The 20743-nt window shown below is 41.2% G+C and carries 17 protein-coding genes; 7 read left to right on the plus strand and 10 right to left on the minus strand.

Annotation, left to right across the window (positions count from 1 at the left end; genetic code table 11):
• Window positions 1-238: 238 nt before the first annotated feature.
• The 6 genes from ptsP to AC2TDL_RS05995 form a co-directional block, all read right to left on the minus strand.
• A complete protein-coding gene (gene ptsP, locus AC2TDL_RS05970; RefSeq protein ID WP_484699278.1) occupies window positions 239-1981 on the minus strand; it encodes a phosphoenolpyruvate--protein phosphotransferase in 1743 nt (580 codons plus the stop codon).
• A complete protein-coding gene (locus AC2TDL_RS05975; protein WP_484699279.1) occupies window positions 1978-2244 on the minus strand; it encodes an HPr family phosphocarrier protein in 267 nt (88 codons plus the stop codon). Before AC2TDL_RS05975 ends, ptsP begins: the two co-directional genes overlap by 4 nt.
• A gap of 102 nt (window positions 2245-2346) precedes the next feature.
• Window positions 2347-2796, minus strand: coding sequence for a PTS sugar transporter subunit IIA (locus AC2TDL_RS05980; protein ID WP_484699280.1), 450 nt, complete (start codon window positions 2794-2796; stop codon window positions 2347-2349).
• A 13-nt stretch (window positions 2797-2809) separates the two neighbouring features.
• Entirely contained in the window at window positions 2810-4171 is a 1362-nt protein-coding gene (locus AC2TDL_RS05985; RefSeq protein ID WP_484699281.1) for a PTS fructose transporter subunit IIC, read from the minus strand.
• On the minus strand, window positions 4164-5153 hold the full coding sequence (gene pfkB, locus AC2TDL_RS05990) for a 1-phosphofructokinase (RefSeq protein ID WP_484699282.1): 990 nt from the start codon (window positions 5151-5153) through the stop codon (window positions 4164-4166). The genes AC2TDL_RS05985 and pfkB overlap by 8 nt, the downstream gene beginning before the upstream one ends.
• A gap of 20 nt (window positions 5154-5173) precedes the next feature.
• A complete protein-coding gene (locus tag AC2TDL_RS05995; protein WP_484699283.1) occupies window positions 5174-5980 on the minus strand; it encodes a DeoR/GlpR family DNA-binding transcription regulator in 807 nt (268 codons plus the stop codon).
• 405 nt (window positions 5981-6385) lie between these two features.
• Here AC2TDL_RS05995 and AC2TDL_RS06000 point away from each other — a divergent pair, with 405 nt between their 5' ends.
• Together AC2TDL_RS06000 and AC2TDL_RS06005 are read left to right on the plus strand one after the other, a co-directional pair.
• Window positions 6386-7189 (plus strand): IS256 family transposase, encoded by an 804-nt coding sequence (locus tag AC2TDL_RS06000; RefSeq protein ID WP_484699284.1) that lies wholly within the window; start codon window positions 6386-6388, stop codon window positions 7187-7189.
• A gap of 107 nt (window positions 7190-7296) precedes the next feature.
• Window positions 7297-7485 carry a hypothetical protein gene (locus AC2TDL_RS06005; RefSeq protein WP_484701072.1) on the plus strand — a complete coding sequence of 63 codons (189 nt, stop codon included), beginning with the start codon at window positions 7297-7299 and terminating at the stop codon, window positions 7483-7485.
• 275 nt (window positions 7486-7760) lie between these two features.
• Here AC2TDL_RS06005 and guaA read toward each other — a convergent pair whose 3' ends face one another.
• From guaA to AC2TDL_RS06025, 4 genes are all read right to left on the minus strand, one after another.
• Window positions 7761-9299 carry a glutamine-hydrolyzing GMP synthase gene (gene guaA, locus AC2TDL_RS06010; protein ID WP_484699285.1) on the minus strand — a complete coding sequence of 513 codons (1539 nt, stop codon included), beginning with the start codon at window positions 9297-9299 and terminating at the stop codon, window positions 7761-7763.
• 139 nt (window positions 9300-9438) lie between these two features.
• Window positions 9439-11928 carry a transglutaminase-like domain-containing protein gene (locus AC2TDL_RS06015; RefSeq protein ID WP_484699286.1) on the minus strand — a complete coding sequence of 830 codons (2490 nt, stop codon included), beginning with the start codon at window positions 11926-11928 and terminating at the stop codon, window positions 9439-9441.
• Window positions 11912-13300 carry a DUF58 domain-containing protein gene (locus AC2TDL_RS06020; RefSeq protein ID WP_484699287.1) on the minus strand — a complete coding sequence of 463 codons (1389 nt, stop codon included), beginning with the start codon at window positions 13298-13300 and terminating at the stop codon, window positions 11912-11914. The genes AC2TDL_RS06015 and AC2TDL_RS06020 overlap by 17 nt, the downstream gene beginning before the upstream one ends.
• Entirely contained in the window at window positions 13297-14346 is a 1050-nt protein-coding gene (locus tag AC2TDL_RS06025) for an AAA family ATPase (protein WP_484699288.1), read from the minus strand. The genes AC2TDL_RS06020 and AC2TDL_RS06025 overlap by 4 nt, the downstream gene beginning before the upstream one ends.
• Before the next feature lie 447 nt (window positions 14347-14793).
• Between AC2TDL_RS06025 and AC2TDL_RS06030 the strand changes: the two genes are divergently transcribed.
• From AC2TDL_RS06030 to AC2TDL_RS06050, 5 genes are all read left to right on the plus strand, one after another.
• Entirely contained in the window at window positions 14794-15471 is a 678-nt protein-coding gene (locus AC2TDL_RS06030) for a response regulator transcription factor (protein ID WP_484699289.1), read from the plus strand.
• Window positions 15461-16870: an ATP-binding protein gene (locus tag AC2TDL_RS06035; RefSeq protein WP_484699290.1), complete on the plus strand. Its 1410-nt coding sequence runs from the start codon at window positions 15461-15463 to the stop codon at window positions 16868-16870. The genes AC2TDL_RS06030 and AC2TDL_RS06035 overlap by 11 nt, the downstream gene beginning before the upstream one ends.
• Window positions 16871-16882: 12 nt before the next feature.
• Window positions 16883-17668 carry a DUF3919 family protein gene (locus AC2TDL_RS06040; protein ID WP_484699291.1) on the plus strand — a complete coding sequence of 262 codons (786 nt, stop codon included), beginning with the start codon at window positions 16883-16885 and terminating at the stop codon, window positions 17666-17668.
• Window positions 17669-17924: 256 nt separating this feature from the next.
• On the plus strand, window positions 17925-18959 hold the full coding sequence (locus tag AC2TDL_RS06045; protein WP_484699292.1) for an ABC transporter substrate-binding protein: 1035 nt from the start codon (window positions 17925-17927) through the stop codon (window positions 18957-18959).
• 95 nt (window positions 18960-19054) lie between these two features.
• Window positions 19055-20713 carry an ABC transporter permease gene (locus AC2TDL_RS06050; protein ID WP_484699293.1) on the plus strand — a complete coding sequence of 553 codons (1659 nt, stop codon included), beginning with the start codon at window positions 19055-19057 and terminating at the stop codon, window positions 20711-20713.
• Window positions 20714-20743 lie beyond the last annotated feature (30 nt).

The following is a 20743-nucleotide window of genomic DNA, read 5'->3' on the forward strand; positions in this document are numbered from 1 at the left end:
TTCGCAATTATAAAAAGAAACTAGCAATACTTCCCGCAATAATAGCAACAGGTGTTTTCGTAAATTCAATAGAAAATAGCCAACCTGAAGGTTAGTATAAAGTAGTGGTCACAAAAAGGAGGTGGATAAAATTGTCGTAAAAATGATTTATACATAAAAAGGAGCCCGTAGGCTCCTCAGTTAATGGAAGTTTATATAATTTTTGATCATTTACTGAAAACAGATCATCCAGTCGCTTCTAGTTTTGATGCTTTAACATTTGGTGGATTTCCTGGCGAACTTCCTTTGAAGTGGTACAAGTCAGAATGGAATCCATCAATCTCTCACAGTCTTCCTTTTTAATTTTGGACAGCTGGGCCTTCACACGATTGATCGCTCCCGCTTCCATGCTCCATTCATCAAGACCGAGTGCCAGTAGAATCGGAGCCGCCAACGGATCGCCTGCCATTCCGCCACACATACCTACCCACTTGCCATGCTGATGTGCTGCTTGAATGATTGTCCTTACCGAACGTATGACAGCAGGATGAAAATAATCATACAGGTAGGAAACCTTTTCATTCATACGATCCACTGCCAATGTATACTGAACAAGATCATTGGTACCAATGCTGAAGAAATCGACTTCCTTCGCAAATAAATCTGCAAGCTGAACGACAGATGGAATTTCCGCCATAATGCCAACTTCAATATCGTTGTTGTAAGTAATCCCTTCTGCCTCCAACTCAGACTTGATTTCTTCAACCATCGACTTGGCTTTTCTCCATTCCTCCAAAGAGGAAATCATTGGAAACATAATCTTCCCATTACCAAAAGCACTTGCTCGCAAAATGGCTCGAAGCTGAATTCTAAGCACGTCCGGCTGATTTAGGCCAATTCGGATCGCGCGATAGCCCAAGAAAGGATTCATTTCCTTATCGAGTGGAAGATACGGCAACTCCTTATCACCGCCAATGTCCAGCGTGCGGATCACGACCGGCTTGTCGCCCCATATCGATAGAATTTGCTTATAGATATCAAACTGCTGAGCCTCAGAGGGCATTTGATGTGCATCCATGTACATAAACTCTGTTCGGAACAAACCGACTCCCTCTGCTCCGCTGTCAACAGCAGCTTTAGCATTGGCCACAGAACCGATATTGGCACACATCTCCACCTGAAATCCGTCCGCACTTAGAGCTGGCTTGCTCTGAAACTGCTCAAGGAGCGCCTTCTCTTCCAGATATACTTTTCGTTTTTGCTCGTACTTCTCCAACGTCTCCTCATCAGGATTAACAAAATAGTATCCGCACTCTCCGTCCAAAATTAACAGATCCCCGTCCTTAACTTCTCGCAGGCTGTTTCCTGCCCCTACGATCGCGGGAATTCCGAGAGACTTTGCCAAAATGGCCGTATGCGACGTTTTTCCGCCAATTTCGGTCACAAAGCCCAAAATAACATCCGGATTAATCTGGATCGCATCGGATGGCGTAACGTCGTGTGCTACCAGAATACGCTGCTCCCGAATACTCGCAAGGCTTATACGCTCTTTACCGAGTAGCGCATCCAACCATCTTCCGCCGATGTCCCGCAAATCCTGAGCGCGTTCTCTCATATACTCCTGATTCATACTTTCAAAAACTGCAACAAATTTTTGTATTGATTCCTGAACAGCTCGTTCAGCGGAATACTGCTTTGTTCGGATCAGTTTTTCGATTTCTCCTTTAAGAGAAGGATCATTGAGCAAACCTTCATGTCCTTTAATGATCGCCACTTGCTTTTCATCATACCGATCTTTATTCGTCTCTAAAATTCGCTCGAGCATATCATATACATGCTGCTTCGCTGTATGAACCCGTTCAATTTCTGATTCAATTCGATTTTCTTCTATGACAACCGGGTAGGAATCCTCCTCTTGCTTATCCATTCCATATCGGAATGCTCTCCCGATCGCGATTCCTTCTGAAGCTCCAATTCCGTTTAAGATCGTTTGGTCGTTCATTCACCAAACCCGCTTTCAATTAAAGATACCAGTTCATTCACTGCTTGTTCCTCATCAGTTCCATTCGCACTGACCGTAAGCTCAGCCCCTTTGCCTAGCCCAAGAGTCATAAGGCCAAGGATGCTCTTTGGATCAATCTCGACACCATCATTTGTCGTAACAGTCAGAGCAGACTCAAACTTGTTCGCTAACTCTGAAAATAGCTGAGCAGGGCGAAGATGAAATCCTTGCTCATTTTGGATAACAGCTATTTTGGAATACATGGTGGCAACTCCTTACTTACTGTAATTTAATGATTATTAATATTGTAAAAATTAATTCGCATTTGACGACGTTACCTCAGTTCATCTTGCAGCAAAGCTAAATTAGAAATCAAGCACTTTCAACACTTCCGCTGCAGACGAGGCATTAAATAAATCATTTCTAAAGGATTCATGGATCAGTTTTCTCGCCAAGGTCGTCAAAATTTGCAAATGCTCATTTCCCGCTTGTTCCGCTGGCACGCCAATCAGAAATGCCATGTTGACTTCCTTACCATCCAGCGCTTCCCAATCTACTGGTTGTGTGAATTTTGCAAAGGCAAGGGAAGGCTTACTAATCCCGGTGGACTTGCCATGAGGGATGGCAACTCCAAAACCAATTCCCGTAGAACTGGTTTCCTCACGCTTTTTCACATCAGCAACAAACTGCTGAAGGTCGGTTACACTGCCTTCTCCATCAATCAGCTTTGCCATCTCTTCTATCGCTTCACCTTTATTGGATGCATCCAGTTGCAGTTGAATGGTCTTCTCTGTTAATACATCGGTGATTTTCATCGTTCGTCATCCTTTATTCTTTTATTTTTCTTTTCAATGCCAGAGTAATAAGCGCTGTCACAATCGTTCCTATTAAAATAGCTACAGCATACATTCCCAAATTTCCTACTGCATTTGGAATAGGCAAGACAAAGATTCCACCATGTGGTACACGCAGTGTTGTATCAAAAATCATAGCCAGCGCCCCTGTGACAGCTGAACCAGCCACGATGCTAGGAATAATACGGACAGGATCAGATGCTGCGAATGGAATAGCTCCTTCCGTTATGAAGGACAAACCGAGTAAAGAAGCTGCCTTGCCTGCTTCCTTTTCCTCCTGGTTAAATTTTTTAGGTGCTAATACCGTTGCAAGCCATAATCCAAGCGGCGGCGTCATTCCGGCAGCCATCACCGCAGCCATCGGGCCGTATACATCGCTCGCCAGCAATCCAACGGCAAACGCATAAGCAGCCTTATTTACAGGACCTCCCATATCAAATGCGATCATACCACCCAACACAAGACCTAAAATAACAGCATTGGAAGATTCCATGCTAGTTAGCCAGTTCGTCAACCCGTCCATAATCGCTTTCATTGGAGTACCCACAACAAATACCATAAGCAGACCAACGATGAGCGTAGATAAAAACGGAATAATCAGAATTGCCTTAAGTTTGTCAAACGATTTGGGCACTTTAATATAGTCCCTAACTGCTCTTGCGATATACCCTGCGAGAAAACCGGAGATGATCCCGCCGAGAAATCCTGCCCCAGTCTGGGCTGCCAGCATACCACCTACAAGACCAGGTGCCAGTCCTATACGATCAGCAATGGAAAATGCAATAAATCCAGATAAGACTGGAATCATAAGAGCAAATGCAGCACTTGCTCCAATTTGTGAAAGTCCCTGAGCCAACGTACCTTTGACTTCAATTCCTCCGAACGCAAAGGATAAGGCAATGAGCAATCCACCTGCAACGACAAGCGGAAGCATATTGGAAACACCTGTCATCAGGTGCTTATAAATCTCGTTACGCTGCGGCTTTCTTGTTTGTGCCTCTTGTTTTGATTCCTCTTTGTTTGGTGCCGCTTCCTTCGCCAATGCTTCCTCCAGCAATCCCTTTGGATTCCGAATGGCCTCCGCCACAGGAACTTTAACGATCGGCTTTCCTTCAAAACGCGCCTCCTGAACATCCGTATCTGCAGCAATAATGATCGCATGTGCAGCTTGAATTTCTTCCTCCGTAATGCCGTCCTCGACTCCCATTGCCCCCCGCTTTTCAACCTTCAAAGAAATATTCATCTCTTTTGCTGATTGCTCTAAGGCTTCAGCCGACATGTAAGTGTGGGCAATCCCTGTCGGACACCCTGTTACCGCTAGTATTTTTTTATCCATTAATTTTCCCCCTTATTTTGAAATTAGCGTATTCATCCATATCTGTGATACGAATCACTTCCACATCTTCATATCTTTGCGAGACTTCTTTCAATGAGCACATTTGGGTCCCTTCCTTGGAGGCGGTAATTGTGCCGGCCGCTGTAGTCCAGGCCGCAATCTCTTTCAATTCCTTACCCTCAATCAGCGCATGGATCAACGCAGCAACCATCGAATCCCCTGCGCCCACTGTACTTTGCACAACGATGGGAAAAGGCTTGGAACGATAAATCTCGTCACGGGTTATAAATAATGCACCATCACCACCCATGGAGATAATAACAAGCGAGGTTCCTAATTGAAGAATTTCACGAGCCCCTATAATCACTTCCCGTTCAGTTCGCAACTCTCGGCCCAACCACTGCTGCAGCTCATGAATATTTGGCTTGACTGCATAAGGTTTGGCTTTCAATCCTTCCTTCAATGCTTCACCATCTGCATCCAAAACAGTCTTGACCCCCATTTGCTCCGCGAAGCGAATATAGTCTCCATATATAGAAGAAGAAACTCCCGGAGGCACGCTACCTCCCAGCACCAAATATGAAGCGTATCGCAGTTCTTCTTCGAGAACTTGGCGAAACTGGTTTGCTTCCTGTAAGCTCACACTTGCACCGGGTTCATTCAATTCTGTTGTGATGCACGTATCTGCAGCAAAGATTTTCAAATTAGTTCTCGTACGATCTTTAACCCGAATAAATTCAGATTCAATTTTCGCCTTGTCCAGCAGATTCAACAGTTCTTCGCCATCTCTGTCGCCAACATATCCAAGTGCCTTCACATTCACTTGGAATGATGTGAGCAGCCGAGCTACATTGATCCCCTTTCCCCCTGCATCGAATCGGACCTGCTTGATCCGGTTAACACTTCCTTCTGCAAGGGTGTCGACGACCACCGTTTTGTCTAGCGATGGATTTAACGTGATGGTGATAACCTTAGGTAGCATAAATTTTCCTCATCCTTTGTTTAATTTGCGATAACCACGCGAATCCCTAGTTCTTTCATACCTCTTACATAATCTTCCTTAATTCCTGAATTTGTAATACATGTATCCACTTCGTAAAGTTCAGCAAATTTGCAAAAGCTGGACTTACCGAATTTTCCTGAATCGGCAAGAAGGTAAACTGATTTGGAAGAAGCAATCATCTTCTGCTTTATCTCTGCTTCCACCATATTTGGTGTCGTCAACCCAATATTCAGATCGACTCCGTTCGTTCCAATAAAGCATTTGTCTACCCGAATCATATTTAAGCAAGTAGATGTAAATGGACCAACTAATGCCTGAGTTCGCTTTCGAAATGTTCCTCCAAGAAAGATTACTTCAATCCCTTCATGATGCTCCAGCAAAGCAGGGGAAATTAAGGCATTAGTCACAACCGTTAAATTTGTAAACGCTTTTAATTCATGTAATAAATAAAGTGTTGTCGTTCCCGCGTCAAGAAGAATTGTATCCCCATCCTGAATCAGTTCGATAGCTTTGCGGGCAATCGCCTGTTTTTCCTCACGAAATTGGATTTCTTTTTCCGGGAAAGCTGGCTCAAAATTAACGGCTGCTGCCTTCGAGGCAAGCTTCAACGATACAGCGCCACCATGCGTTCGCTTAATTGCGTTTTGCTCCTCCAGTTCCTTGAGATCTCTGCGTATTGTTGATTCTGAAACATTTAACAATTTGCTTAATTGTGCAACATCTACACGCTCAGACTGATCAAGCTGTTCCATAATTTTATTTTTTCGTTCCTCACTAAACATGTATGAGTAATCACCTCTCTTCATCTGATACACGTTTTTCATGAAATGCGTCAAAACGTTGCAATTGATCATTTGTGATCATTTGTGATCATTTGTGATCATTTATGATTATATATGATTGAACGATATTGTCAATCGTTAATTCACAAAAATATATAGCAATAAATAATCAAATATAATCAAATTCTGTCACAATAGTTTGCCGTATGGTAAATATAAGTAATCACTTATAGTCTACTTGAGAGGATAAAATATTTTGTGTAAATGAATAAATAGCAAAAGGAGGACCTTTTCTTGTAGAATTAAGTCACCACAACACAATTCACAGAAAAGAGGTCTTCCCTATGATCATTTTACAACAGATTTAGTTCAGATCTATTTACAAAACAAGATGTAATTGATATTTTTCGTATTCACCTTGAACAAGCGATGAATCACTTATTAGAAATCCGAATTAACAGCTTACCTGGAATTATGAAAAATACGACCGTGCAGGCTTTAATAGCGGCAACTCACGTAATGGGAGCTACTTACGAACGATTCATACCGAATATGGGAGATTTAGCGCTACACATCCCTCGTGATCGTAATGGAGAGTTTAAGCAGCAGACTGTCGCACCCTACAAACGATCAAATGACACGCTAGAATCGTTTGTCATTCACATGTTTCAAAAGGGTGTAACGATGGCTGAAATTGCTGATTTGATTGAGAAGATGTATGGTCATCACTATACACCGCAAACCATTTCTAACATGACACAAGTGATGGTGGAACATGTCGATGCCTTCTTGAAACGTCCGTTAGATAAGCGTTACGTTTGTGTTTATTTAGACGCAACCTATATTGCTGTAAAGCGAGAGACCGTCTCTAAGGAAGCCGTTTATTTAGCTGTAGGCATTCGTGAAGATGGATCTAAAGAGGTGTTAACCTATGTCATTACTCCAACCGAATTGGCTTACGTGTGGAAAGAACTCCTACACGATCTTCGAGAAGGAGGCACCGAAGAAGTGCTACCCTTTATTTCTGATGGTCTAAAAGGGATGGTTAACACCATTTCCGAGATCTTTCCAGCTGCCAAATACCAAACCTGCTATGTTCATCTTGCTCGTAATCTTGCTCACAAAGTCCGCGTGTCGGATCGTTCTGAGATCTGTAATGATTTCAAAACCGTGTACCGTGCAAAGGATGAGCAAGCTGGTCGTGAAGCATTAGAACGCTTCTGTGACAAATAGAGATCTGCTTATCCTAAAGCCACCAAAGCCTTACTAGAGAATCCTTATATCTTGCGTCTTACAGTTTCCCACAAGCAAGATGGAAGAGTATCTATTCTACCAATCTCATTGAATCCTTCAATAAACAGATTAAGAAATACACGAAGCGCAAGGAACAATTCCCTCATGAAGAAGCACTTGAAAAGATCCTTGTTTCACAATTTGAAGGGTATAACCAACGCTTTGCTACACGCTGTCATATTGGCTTTGACAAAGCACGTGCAGAGTTACAAGCCATGTTCAAAAGCAATACGTAATTCTACAAGTAAAGGTTATTCTTATTTACACATAATTCTTGACACTGTTGTCTACTTGCTTCTTTACCTTTGTTTAGAAAACAATGATTCATCTTTAATCATCATTGAATTCATTAATTTTAAACTCAAAAAACTCTCTTTTATTTGTTGAATAACACAAATAAAAGAGAGTCATTTTTTAAAGACCAATAGCTGCAGATGAATGAGTGAATACTCAATTAGAAGCCTTCAAAATCGTGCTACTACTGGGATAGAGAATAAATAGTAAATTTTACCTACTCCCACTCAATCGTTGCAGGTGGCTTAGAAGTAATATCGTACACTACACGGTTTACGTTATCTACTTCGTTAACGATGCGGACAGAGATTTTCTCTAGTACTTCCCAAGGGATGCGTGCCCAGTCTGCAGTCATACCGTCAATTGACGTTACTGCACGAATACCTACAGTGTAAGAGTAGGTACGAGCGTCACCCATTACGCCTACAGATTTCATATTAGGAAGTGCAGTGAAGTATTGCCAGATCTCACGATCAAGGCCTGCTTTTGCAATTTCTTCCCGAAGGATATAGTCAGAATCACGAACGATTTTAAGTTTTTCTTCGGTTACTTCACCAAGTACGCGAATCGCAAGACCTGGACCTGGGAATGGTTGACGCCATACGATTTCTCTTGGCAGACCGCATTCTTCTCCGACTTTACGAACCTCGTCCTTGAATAATGCTTTAAGCGGCTCGACTAGCTCAAACTTCATATCCTCTGGCAATCCGCCAACGTTATGGTGAGACTTAATTGTTTGTGCAGTTGCTGTACCACTTTCTACGATATCTGTGTAAAGTGTGCCTTGGGCAAGGAATTTGAAATCGTCAAATTTCTTAGATTCCTCATCAAACACATAAATAAATTCATTACCGATAATTTTGCGTTTTTTCTCAGGATCATCAACGCCTTTAAGCTTGCCAAGGAAGCGTTCGCGAGCATCAATTTTAACAACCTTCATGTCAAATTTGCCAACAAAGGTCTCCATTACGCTCTCAGCTTCACCTTTACGCAACAAGCCATGATCGATAAACATACATGTTAATTGATCACCGATAGCTTTGTGCAATAGAATTGCAACTACGGATGAATCTACGCCACCAGATAGTGCGCAAAGCACTTTTTCTTTACCGACTTGTTTGCGAATATCTGCAATTGTATCCTCAATAAAGCTTTCCATTGTCCAATTGCCTTCACATTTACATACGTTGTAAAGGAAGTTTTTAATCATTGCGTCACCATTCACAGAATGACGAACCTCTGGATGGAATTGAACCGCATAAATACGACGCTCATCGTTGCTAATTGCAGCAATTGGTGCATGTTCAGAGCTTGCCACAACTTTAAAACCAGCCGGCAATTCAATAACTTTATCGCTATGGCTCATCCATACCGTTTGATCTTTTTCTAGACCATCAATAATTGGGCAGTCTGCAGTAAATTTCACTTCTGCTTTACCATATTCACGTTTGCCTGCACGATCAACTTTACCGTTAAGCTGATGTGAGATCATTTGCATACCGTAGCAAATACCGAAAATTGGAATATTCAAATCGTATACGCCTGGATCAACAAGCGGAGAATTTTCCTCATACACGCTTGCAGGGCCACCAGAAAATACGATACCTTTTGGATTAATTTCACGCAAACGTTCGACAGGAGTATTATAAGGCAACAGCTCACTATATACTCCCAAATCGCGAATACGTCTTGCGATTAGTTGGTTGTATTGTCCTCCAAAATCAAGAACAACGATAATTTCATTTTGCTTTGTCATGACCGATCCTCCCACAATTAATGTGATAATTATATCTATTGCGCTTTATGATAGTCAAGGTTGTCCCACCGTATTATGTAAAAACGTCGTGTAATTTGGCAAAACTTTGTCAAATTACACGACTGTTTTTTGCAGATAATTAGTATTCTTCCTGCTTAGACAGCTTTTCGCTTTCACTTGTCCATGTTGCAGGTAAGTTTTTCCGTTTTACTTTGTAAAGGCTCGATTTATGCAAAGCTAACACAGTTGCTTTTAGCTCTTGTGGAGTAAGCGCAACTGGATGATTGCTGTATTGTAGCTGCTCAAGCGCAGAAATAAATCGGTTAAGCTGCTGCAAATTTTGTGCCTGCTCGGCTTCACTATTGCTCCAATAGTGAACAATTGGATTTATACGTTGTCGCCAAGTACGCCATAGAGATGAGCTGTCTGTGATGCCTAGTTTTCTCTCCCATTTGCTCAACAAATCCTCTGCCAGCCATTCCAAGCTTGCTTGCAGCCGTTGCTGCAGCTTACTTACTCTCACTTGTGTTTGCTTATTCCAAGTTAACCGCCTGCTGCTACGCTCAGGTAAGCTTGCTGCTCCAATAACTTGCTCTAAAGATGAAACACTTTTTTCAAGTTGCTGATACGCTGCTCTATAGTTACGTAAATATAACTTGCGCTTAAGGGCAGGCCAAGAAATAAACAGTGTTAACCAACCGATAAGTAAAGCAAATGAGACAGCTATTAGCCAAAGCCATTGGTTAATTGTCAATAGGCTGCTCCACTTCTTAAGTGCAGTAAGCAATTGATCATGGAGTTTATGTAATGGAGCTAAAACAGCTGATGATTGATTGTCTGAAGCTATGTCAAGCGGCGTCGGATCAAATGGAACCCAGCCTACTTCAGGAAAATAAACTTCAACCCAAGCATGCGCATCATTTTGACTTACTTCATATAGAGTCTTTGTTACTCCGTCTGAAATACGTTGCTCGACTGGTTTGCCGCTTTGATACCCTTTCACCCAGCGGGCAGGAATATCTTGAGAGCGAAGCATTACAACCATTGCTGTAGAAAAATGAACGCAATAGCCTTGCTTCTGCTCAAACAAAAAATGATCAACAAAATCCTCACTATCGTCTGGCAGCTTACTGTTAAGGCTATAGGTGTAGCTGGTTTGCAAATATTTTTCGATTGCTTTAACTTGCTCATAACGTGATGTCAAACCGCCGCCCGCTACCTCTGCAGCAAGAGCTATAACCCGTTCAGGCAAGTCCTCAGGTAATTGTAAATACTCGCTAAGCATATCAACTTCCCAGGCACGCTCTGCCAATGACTCAGTCGGCTTATTCAACTCAGCTTGCAAATCAGCTTGCTTAATGGGCAACTCTGTCATTAATGTGTAGCTTTTCACCTCAGCATCCGTTGTGGGAGGATAAATTGCTCCTGTAGCTGGTTCAACAATATAACTGCTTAATTGGCGATCGGGATTGCTCGCTTCAAGCTGTAATACTACCCCTTTTATTCCTCCTTGTAATAGCGGCATGCCTGCTGTTGGCTCTTTAAAGGTTACTGTTTGCAATATTTGTTCTCTTTTCTCCCTACTGTCTAACTTAGCTAAAGCAGTATCTACATCGTCTGCTGTTTTATGTAACATTAACGTTTCTTCTTCATCGACCCAACCTTTTCCAGTATAAGTTGACTTTGACTCACCACGCCAATAACTTTTTTCAGACGACCAGCCGTAAAATACGACCTCATCTGCATTTTTACTCATTTTAGCACCTAAGCGGCTATCATTCAGGTCATAGCCTGCATAGGCTACTGAATTATTGCGAAAACTGCTGCTCGTTACATTTTTTAACGGTACTCCGCTCGACTGTTGACTCCATGCTGCTAATTCATCAGCCACCGATTTTGTAAAAAGTTCTGCCCAAGCGATTGGCTCACTTTGCTTCTCTTTATTTTCACTTAATAAGTAGCCTCCGCTTACGATAATCGCAGTCAAGACGGTAACGCTAATCCAACGATAGAGAAATAACTTGCTTCCGCTGGTCAGCGGCATATAGCGCTTTAGCTTTTGACCTGTAGTTACAGCTATAAGCAATAAGCTTACTCCTATCACACGCAACAAGCCAAGCCATATATCAAAGCCTAGCACGGTATGAAGCATCAGCAAATAAGCTAATGTAGCTGCAACTAACGCTAGTGAAAAATGATATTGCCAAATAACAGACTGTAAAGCTGGTGCAAGCAGTAACCAACCCGTAAACAGCAGCATCGTACGAAATTCATCAGACATAACTGCAATCCCAAATTCCATCATCTCTGACAGATTGCTAATTAGCGATGGAATAAAATTTATTAACCATTCACCGATATACTGTTCCTCGCTGCGAAACAGTAAATATAAGCTAATCAGCAGAAGAGATATACCTGCACTAACGAACAAATATAGCCTTGGACGTAATAAACCAATTGCTAAAATAATAACTGTCATCCATATTAAATACTGTGGATGAAATAACATTCGCCATTCGCCCGCATCCAGCCAAGGAAATAACCATTCTAGCAGTAAAGCAAGAAGTAACAAGGTCGTAAGCATGCGAAATAAGTTACTAGGCTCAAACTCATTATGTTGCTGTTGCATACTGCTCACTCCCTTGTGCTACCTCTATAATGGTGGCTGGCTTCTCTGTGCTGTAACGCCATACAATTGGGATACCTGCTGTTTCTAGCACCTTCTGCTGCTCTCGCATCGCATAAGTCATGACACGATTAGTTGTAACAAATTGCAGTTCTACTGAACTTCCTTTTAGCCTTGCCGCTTCCGCGAGTGCAATCCATCCGTCACTATCCTTCCATGCACCTGAATAAACAACAATATGTCCGTTGCTAGGAAATAGTGGAGCGAAAAAGTCAACCCGCTCCCTCATCTTAAGCGTCACATCAGGTCGAGTTAACGCAAGTAACGTTTTTAGCTCCTCATTGTGCTCGCTGCTACGATATTCAAAGCTCCAATTGTCACTTAAAATCGAAACATTTTGCTTTGCTCCTGCATGGATTGTATCCGCTAAGCACCAATCGATTAACGAGTGAAATAATTGATCCTGCTGTGACTCCTCATAAGGCAAATCATATTGATCGAGCAGAAAACATAGCTTAGGCGGGGAATCCTCAGTCTCGGCTAATTTCGTATACCAACCGATTCCTCTGGCTGCTGCACGACTATCTAATCGACGATAGTTATCTCCTGCAACATATGGTCGTATTGTAAAGCTGCTGCCTTCCTGCTTAGAATTGCTTTTTCCCAACTGACCATCCCCTTCATTATCTAGCAATGATTGACTGGTATGAAGCAAAACTGGCTTTATTGTGTTGCTATTTGCTTTAAGCCATTTACTGCTCGTATTGCGCGCAACATAGCTTTCTTCTGTCGGCTCATGGTATTGCGGAAGCACAATAAACGATGCTGCATTTTCTAGCTCAAGCTTAATGCATGTCAGCCCTAACCAATCAATAATATTGATGATCGTTGGTTTAGAGACGTAATTTCCCCTCTCCAAATCCTTAATCGCAAATGACATAGACATTTTTCTATGAAAGAGAGGCATGAAACTTGCACGCAGCTTAATCTTTTCTCCTCGCATTGTACTGCTGTTCAATAATTGATCATTAACGGAGTACCATACACTAGGCACAGGAAGTGCACGAGTTAACATTATATCGACTTGCAGTTGTCCCTCCTTCACTGTGGAGGTTAAGATTGTTCGGTTGTAGTTTAATTTGTAGGCTGCAAACACTGGAAGCAAGCCGCTGCTTAAGCAAACTAAGCTCAACGCTGCAAACAATAGCCATTCAGGAGCTGCTCCACGCCAAACAATTGCTCCTAGTGAACCCGACCATAATAGTAAAATCCCGATCCATGCGACATATCTTGTCCGATAGCGAGCTTCTAGCTCGATTACTGTACTAACAGGTTCCGTACGCTTTACTTGCTTTGGAGTTACTTGCTCACTCATTGACCTCTCCCCTTCTTACACATTGACATAGGGACCAACATTAATAAGCGTTCAATATATTCCCGCTTATCATTAATCGCTTGCTTTGCGCCTTGAAGTTCAATTCGATGAGCTAACACTGCTTTGCCAAGATCAAGTAAATCATCGGGTACAACATAACCTCTTCCTTGCATATAGGCATTGGCTTGCGCCGCCCTTAACCAATCACGCATAGCACGCGGACTTAAACCTAGTGTCAGTCTTTCATCCTGTCTAGAAAAAGCGGCTACCTCTGTCATATAAGCGATTAAAGTCGGGTGTACATAAATACGTTCGACTTCTCTTTGCATTTGCAGCCAATCTACTTGCGAAACAACGGTTCGCAAGTGTTCCCCTGTTTGTCTCGCACCATCTGCAAACTGTGCTAGCAATGCTTGCTCAGTCCGAATATCAGGGTAACCTATACTAATTTGCATCATAAAGCGATCTAATTGAGCTTCCAGCAAACGATTTGTTCCTTCATAGCACAGCGGATTTTGTGTAGCAATAAAGGCAAACGGTGTTGGTAAAGGATAACTTACTCCTTCTATACTTACACTTCCATGCTCAAGTGCTTCTAAAAGTGCAGACTGTGTTCGTGTGCTTGCTCTGTTCAGCTCATCAGCCAGCACGACGTTTGCCATAATTGGACCTTCACGATAAACAAGCCCTCTCCCACCTTGATCTAGCACCATTCCGCCAACAATATCTGCTGGCATTAGATCAGAGGTAAATTGGATGCGATGAAACGTTCCGCCTAGCAAACTTGCAATTGATGTTGCTAGCAACGTTTTTCCGACACCTGGAACATCCTCAATTAATAAGTGCCCTTTCGCAAGCAGGCAGACCGTTGCCTGATAAACAACCTCCTGCTTACCAAGTAACTGTTGCTCTAATCTAGTGCAAAACCTTTGCAGCAGCATTTGTGGCGGCTGCACCCACCCATAATCCTCTGTCATTCGTTGTGAGCTGGCACTGGCATAAGATGAGACTGGCATTGAGGAACTAGAAGGAGAAGATAGATTCATATAAACCCTCCTAAAACTTTTCATGTAGACTTCCTGAAATTACTTCTCTATACATGAAAAGTACTTCGGAAGCATTTGGCTTAACTTTTCATGTTGACTTCCTGAAATTACTTCTCTGTACATGAAATCTGTACATGAAAAGTACTTCAGAAGCATTAGAAGCATGAACAATTAACTTTTCATATAACAACATGAAATACTTTCAGTAAATGAAAGCACCAAAGAAGCATAAATATTTCATATCTATGTCCTCCAGTATTGCCACTCTGCTAGTCTTTTATCCGCTATTTTCTTCCAGCGGATTATGTTAACGCTGTTAAATTGGATCAAGACTAACTTAATTACCATGCTTTACTACAAAGTCATACACTTTACAAAGCGCTTTCATTGTCCAATAATATAGAGCAAGACAGTCCTCGTTTATTAGGAGAAAATGGGTGATGACGAATGAAAATTTTAATTGTTGAAGATGATTCCAGCATCCAAATGCTGCTCAAACTTAGTTTGCAAGTAGAAGGGTATGAGGTTGCTGTAGCAGGAACAGTACGTGAGGCAACAGAGCAGTTGCAAACACAGTCAGTTAATCTTATCCTGCTTGATTTGATGCTCCCTGATCAATCTGGATTTCAATTTCTGCAAGCGCTTCAAAAGCAGTTTTCTCAAATCCCTGTTATCGTACTTACTGCAAAAAATGCAATGAACGATAAAATTCTTGGATTTCAGCTTGGCGCAGATGATTATATGACCAAGCCGTTTGAAACACGCGAGTTAGTTGAACGGATTAAAGCAGTGATGCGAAGAATGAAACCACTGGCAGATAATAAAGTTGTTCACATTGGGAATATTGAAATTGATAATGATGAACGAACGCTAAAAATTAACGGCAAACTGATTAAAACGACAACAAAGGAATTTGATTTTATGTGGCTGCTATGCACCAATCCGAAAAAAGTATTTACCCGTGAACAACTGCTTGACATCGTTTGGGGCTACGACTATTATGGTCCGACGCGCTCTGTCGATATGATGGTTAACCGTCTCCGGGAAAAGTTAAAGCCGTATGATTCAGTAGTTGCTACGGTGCATGGCAAAGGCTACAAGCTGGAGGTAAGCGATGAGGCTTAGAAGCAAGATGTTTATTCAAAACTCGCTAACCATTGCCATGCTGCTCATTGTGATGTACTTTGTTGTGCAATATTCCTTAAATAAAGGAATGTTGGAAAAAGAAACAGGCACGCTCAATCAATATTACGCTTTGCATAGAATTGAGACACTTAAGCTGATTAACGATCGAAAAATAAGTGTCGAACAAATATTTACAGGAAATTATGCTCCCTTTATTGCTTCTCATCTTGCAGCAAACAGTAATATTAATGTTCAGCTTTTTTCAAATGACGAAACGATTGTCGGCAGCAGTGATAAAAATCTTTTACTCAAGCGTGATGACATCGCTGCTGCGCTTAAAGGAAATACGGCAACGATTATCGCTCAGGAAAACAATACTCGCTATTTTATTTATTCTGCTCCCTTTATGTATAAAGGAGAAACGGTTGGCGGAATTCGCTACCTTATTGACCTTAGTCAACATGATGCTACGCTTAACGAAATGCGGTATTGGTTTATTGGTGTCTCCTTAGCCTGCTTACTACTTACTTTGTTAGCCGGTATATCCTTTTCTTCGGCATTGCTTAAGCCGCTCCATGATTTGCAGCGCGCCCTTAAGCATGTCGCTAAAGGTAATTACAGCATGAAGATTAAGCAAAGCAGCAAGGATGAAATTGGCGAGCTAAGTCATGACTTTAACCAAATGTCAGACTCATTAATGCATCATGTCGCTTTATTAGAGTACGAGCAAAATAAGCAAAAAAAATTTTATGATAATATGACCCATGAGCTTAAAACTCCGCTCACCTCTATCATTGGCTTCTCTAACCTAATTGATAAATTACAGCCGAGTGACGAAATTCGTGAAAGCAACGCCTATATTCGCAAAGAAAGTACGAGATTGCTGCATATGGTTGAGCAATTGCTTCATAACTCGCTAATGAAAAATGAAGTCTGGAATATTCAACGAAAATATGTCGATCTTGGAGAAATTACGGAGGAATGTTTAAATATTCTTGCTCCGACGATTATGAAGTCTTCAATTAAGCTGACCATACGCAAACAGTCTTCTATCGTTTACATTGATCCGGAACGTACCCAACAGGTTATCTTTAATATTATCGACAATGCGTTAAAGCATAGCGATTGCAGTGAAATAGAAGTCGCTTTGCGGGAAGATGCATTGCATGGAATTATCAGCATTTCTGATAATGGGAAAGGAATGAGTCATGAACAGTTATCTGCAATGTTCAAACGTCCAAAGAAGCCACGTACCGTTTCTGCTAATTCTCATGGACTAGGAATGCCACTTGTTAAAGAGCTAATGGAATTACAGGGCGGTTCCATTTTTGTAACAAGCGAGCCAAGCATTGGCACGAAAGTAGAGCTATATTTTAGTAAATACGAGGAAAATTTATAGGAGGAGGATGCTGTGCGCAACTTAAAAGCTTTGCCCTGGCATAGACTTATTATGCTGCAAATCGTTATTGGCTGCTTGCTAATCGGCATCTGCGCTTATTTTCTTCGTATACCGGTAGAGAAAGTTCATATCGTTTCCAGCAATGAACTGTCTTTAGATACAATGTCTGGGATGCCGATGAAAATTGAGGTAAGCTACCCAGGGTTAGGTACGGTTTCTATTGAAGATCCAAAAGAGCTACTGCAATATAAAACAATATTTTATGAGCTGCTTGCCTCTGGGCAAAAGGAAAGCTTTACGAAACGAGCTAACTTTTCAATTAACGGGGTAATGTATTATTTAGATCAAGATCCAATTCCTTTTGTAATTGATGCTCAGAGCTTTACCTTTAATGATGAATACGTCAGCTCACTAAATATTAGTGCAATTATTCGTAAGCTGCAAAGTAACTTTATTGATAAGTTGCTCACCCAGGATATGATTGTTAAAGCGTTAAACAGCGATCGCAATCATGTTGCCACACTTGTCGATGGTAAGCTCATTCCGTTAACAGAAGACGAACGTTTGCAGCTTACAAATGATATGAGTACAGCTGCTCGTGTCATTGACTTTAGCCCGATTACACAGCTTAATCATCAGTCGATAGCTCACTATGTGGTTCAGTTAGAAGATTCAAGTGAGCAATATAAACATTGGCTGCATATTGACGCTTACAGTAGCGGATATTTTGTCATTTACGACCTGTTGGATGAAACGAATCATCATGCATATTTTAAGCTGGATTCAGCCAACACTTAAATCTATGGCTAGTCGCATTTAAACTGCGGCTAGTCTTTTTTTATGTAACATTTTGTTGCAAGTTCAATAATAGTAAAGCGCTATCACCCTTGTGTATCAAATATGTAAGCGCTGTTACAAAATTGATACAATTATTCAATTTTTTTAAGACATCTAAGGAGTAAAGTAAAGGCACGAGGAAAAAGAAAGGGCTTTCAAAGAGTCGCTTAGCTTTCTTATTCCTACAATCAAATATTATTAAAAGGTGGGAATTTCAATGGCTAGAAGAAAAAATAATTCATCAATTATTTTAATTGCTGTCATTGCAGTAGTGTTAATTGGAGGCTTTTTCTTGTACAAAAGCGGAGTGCTTGGCGGAAAAGAAACTAAAAAAATTACCGTCTACTCTATTTTCCAAGAAGAAGAAGCAAGAAAAATATTAGATAAATTCAAAGAGGAAACAGGTATCGATTATGATATTTTACGCTTGCCAAGCGGTGAAGCTGTAGCTCGTGTGCAAAACGAAGCTGGAAATCCTCAAGCAGACTTTCTAATGGGTGGTCCTGCTGATTCTCATGAAGTGCTTAAACAAGCAGGCGTACTAGAAGCTTATATTTCGCCAAATGCATCAGACATTGCTGATAATCATAAAGATGTTGAAGGTTATTGGACTGGCTTCTATCTAAATCCAATTGCGATCGGTATTAACGAAGAACGTTGGAAAACACTTTATGGAGACGACCCATATCCGCAAACTTTTGAAGAGTTACTGGATCCAAAATTTAAAGGGGAAATCGGTATGTCTGACCCAGCTACTTCTGGTACAGCTTACACTGCAGTTGCTTCCCTGGCACAAGTTTGGGGCAAAGACAAAATGCTAGAGTACATGGAACAACTACTTCCTAATATGAAGGAAAGACCAAAATCTGGTATTGAGCCAATTCAAAAAGCGGCGAACGGGGAATATACAATCGGTGTTACTTTCCTTGGCGACCAATTAAAAATTAAAGCTAAAGGCAATCCAATTTTCAGTATTGTACCAGAAAACGCAGGTTATGAAGTAGGCGCTCTATCCATTATTAAAGACGGACCTAATACAGAAGCAGCAAAAAAATTAATGGACTTTATGTTAACTGAAGAACCTGGTGTTATTTATACATCTTCTGCTTACTCTGTTTCTGTTAAGCCAACTGTACCAGTGGCTGAAGGCGGCATTGACATTAAAGAAACTAACTACAATGTGAACTACGATTTATGGAAAGCAGCTGCTGAACGTAAAGAACTTCAAGATGCTTTGAAAGATTTGAAATAAGCTGGAACAACTAACGTTCAAAGCATTCGGCAATAAAGTCGGATGCTTTGAACTTCCTTACACAATAAATGAAGTGAAAGGTGGTTTAATACACCATGATCAAAGAAAAAAAGGGAACCGGTGAGGCGCTCAAACGGCTGTTCAAAGACCCTTCTTCTCTCACATTAGTTTTAACAAGCTCTATCTTTCTAATTTTATTTGTAATCTATCCGTTAATTGTCATCGTGTTCACCACAAGCGGAAGTGATTGGACTACCTTTTTCACTAAACCGCGTTATGGAACTGCATTATTAAATACGATTGTTAGCTCATCGCTTTCAGCCTTAACGGCGACGGTATTCGGCTTTATCTATGCGTATGCTATTAACTACAGCAATATTAAAGGAAAAAAGTTTTTTAGATTTATTGCATTTTTACCATTGCTTGCTCCTTCGGTAATGAGCGGCTTGGCATTTCTATTACTATTCGGTCGCGGCGGCTTTATCTCTCAATGGCTTCGCTCTAATTTTGGAGTTGAGCTCGATTTATATGGTCTGCCAGGTCTTTGGATTGTTCAAACGATATCCTATTTTCCGTTAGCTTATATGACAATAACCGGTGTGCTTCGTTCCATCTCTCCTAACCTTGAAGTAGCAGCGCAAAATTTAGGTGCACGCGGCTTCAAGCTATTTAGAACGATAACGCTTAAACTAGCAATGCCAGGCGTCGTTAATGCATTTTTGCTAGTTGCGATTAACTGTTTTGCTGACTTTGGAAATCCCAAGCTAATTGGCGGTAACTACTCGCTGCTAGCTGTAGAAATATACGGGGAAATTATTAATAACGAGCCTGGTTTAGCATCAGTAATGGGGATTATTCTAGTAATTCCGGCATTACTCGTATTCTGGATGCAAAATAAAGTATTATCCAAAGGCTCTTATTCAACAGTAACCGGTAAACCAGTATCTGGCTTAAAGCGTGTTACTACATCTAAACGTACAGACTGGATGTTGTTTATTTTTAACTCACTCATTTCATTAATGATTATCTCTATGTTCTTAATCACTATTTTATATGCATTTACACGGAACTTCGGTAAAGACAATACCTTTACGCTAGACCATTTGAAAAGTGTAGTATTTAGCTCTTCCAGCCCTGCTGTACTAAATTCATTAGTGTTATCGCTTATTAGTGCATTGCTAGCTGTCGGCTTTGCTTTAGTGCTTGCTTACATTATTACTCGTAAACCTTTCCCAGGCAAGAAAGCGCTTGATTTTGCAGCAGTATTGCCGATTGCTCTGCCAGGTACATTTGTCGGTTTAGCATTAATTGTAGCCTTCAGCAAAGGTCCTATCGTCTTGCAAGGTACCGCAGTATTGATTGTTATTGCTATGCTGCTTAAGCAAATGCCAGTCGGTTATCGCGGATTAACCGCTGCCTTTAAACAAGTAGACAAGTCAATTGAGGAAGCATCGACGAATCTTGGTGCAAATAGTAACCAAACATTGCTTACGATTGTATTTCCAATGCTGCAAAAAACGATTGTCGCTAACTTTGTATATGCTTTTATGAAAAATATGAATACGTTAAGTACAATTATTTTCCTTATTACACCAAAATGGGTCGTTGCAGCTGTTTCCATCTTTAACTATGCAGAAACAGGAACCTACTATTGGGCTGCAGCTGTAGCAGTTGGTTTGATGGGCGCAACGCTAGGTACGCTGGGAGTTATCAAGTTAATTTTCCGAGACAAAGTTAAAGTTTTCGATTTCTAAATAAAGCAACAAGCTTCATAAAAAGTCTAA

The sequence above is a fragment of the Paenibacillus sp. plas6 genome, assembly GCF_057221655.1.

Coding starts and splice junctions, on each gene's coding strand:
- ptsP (WP_484699278.1), bottom strand. CDS start 1,981: ATGAACGACCAAACGATCTTAAACGGAATTGGAGCTTCAGAAGGAATC.
- AC2TDL_RS05975 (WP_484699279.1), bottom strand. CDS start 2,244: ATGTATTCCAAAATAGCTGTTATCCAAAATGAGCAAGGATTTCATCTT.
- AC2TDL_RS05980 (WP_484699280.1), bottom strand. CDS start 2,796: ATGAAAATCACCGATGTATTAACAGAGAAGACCATTCAACTGCAACTG.
- AC2TDL_RS05985 (WP_484699281.1), bottom strand. CDS start 4,171: ATGGATAAAAAAATACTAGCGGTAACAGGGTGTCCGACAGGGATTGCC.
- pfkB (WP_484699282.1), bottom strand. CDS start 5,153: ATGCTACCTAAGGTTATCACCATCACGTTAAATCCATCGCTAGACAAA.
- AC2TDL_RS05995 (WP_484699283.1), bottom strand. CDS start 5,980: ATGAAGAGAGGTGATTACTCATACATGTTTAGTGAGGAACGAAAAAAT.
- AC2TDL_RS06000 (WP_484699284.1), top strand. CDS start 6,386: ATGAATCACTTATTAGAAATCCGAATTAACAGCTTACCTGGAATTATG.
- guaA (WP_484699285.1), bottom strand. CDS start 9,299: ATGACAAAGCAAAATGAAATTATCGTTGTTCTTGATTTTGGAGGACAA.
- AC2TDL_RS06015 (WP_484699286.1), bottom strand. CDS start 11,928: ATGCAACAGCAACATAATGAGTTTGAGCCTAGTAACTTATTTCGCATG.
- AC2TDL_RS06020 (WP_484699287.1), bottom strand. CDS start 13,300: ATGAGTGAGCAAGTAACTCCAAAGCAAGTAAAGCGTACGGAACCTGTT.
- AC2TDL_RS06025 (WP_484699288.1), bottom strand. CDS start 14,346: ATGAATCTATCTTCTCCTTCTAGTTCCTCAATGCCAGTCTCATCTTAT.
- AC2TDL_RS06030 (WP_484699289.1), top strand. CDS start 14,794: ATGAAAATTTTAATTGTTGAAGATGATTCCAGCATCCAAATGCTGCTC.
- AC2TDL_RS06035 (WP_484699290.1), top strand. CDS start 15,461: ATGAGGCTTAGAAGCAAGATGTTTATTCAAAACTCGCTAACCATTGCC.
- AC2TDL_RS06045 (WP_484699292.1), top strand. CDS start 17,925: ATGGCTAGAAGAAAAAATAATTCATCAATTATTTTAATTGCTGTCATT.
- AC2TDL_RS06050 (WP_484699293.1), top strand. CDS start 19,055: ATGATCAAAGAAAAAAAGGGAACCGGTGAGGCGCTCAAACGGCTGTTC.